This is a genomic window from Angustibacter aerolatus (assembly GCF_054776675.1).
The window spans coordinates 1-605 of record NZ_BAAHBM010000209.1; the positions used below are offsets into that span (position 1 = coordinate 1).

The 605-nt window shown below is 80.5% G+C and carries 1 pseudogene; it reads left to right on the forward strand.

Annotated elements, in window-relative coordinates:
* Positions 1–605 (forward strand): annotated as a pseudogene (locus ACYVI6_RS18835) (CHAT domain-containing protein); the annotation flags it as partial.

Genomic DNA, 605 nt, shown 5'->3' on the forward strand with positions numbered 1-605 from the left:
CCGCTCGGCGCTCGACGGGCTCGAGCGGCACCGGGCCGTGCTGGGTGCCTCCGACCTGCAGGCGCAGGTGCGCACGCTCGGCCGCCAGGTCGGCGAGCTCGGCCTGCGGCTGACGATCGAGCAGGGGTCGCCGGCGTCCGTGCTGGCCTGGGTCGAGCGGTGGCGCGCGCGCTCGGAGCGGGGTGGCCCGGTGCGCCCGCCCGCCGACCCGCTGCTCTCGGCTGCGCTCGAACGGCTGCGCAGGGCGGGCGCCGACGTCGCCGCGGCCCGCATGCGACCGGACGGCGTGCCTCGCGCGCTCGACTCCGCCCGCGTCGACGCCGAGCGGGAGGTGGCCCGGCTGGCACGCCTCGCACCACCCGGCGCCTGGTCGAGGCCGGTGCCCGCGGTGCCCGCCGCCCGGCTCACCGAGGCGCTCGAGGCGTCCGACGCCGTGCTCGTCGAGCTGGTCGCCCTCGACGGCGAGGTGCGGGCCGTCACCCTCGACCCGGCCGGCCGGGTGCGGCTGCACCGGCTGTGCGCGCTGCGCGACGTGCAGGACGAGCTGGCGCACCTGCAGTTCGCGCTCTCGCGGCTGGCGGTGCGCCGCGGCGGCCCGGCCGGGC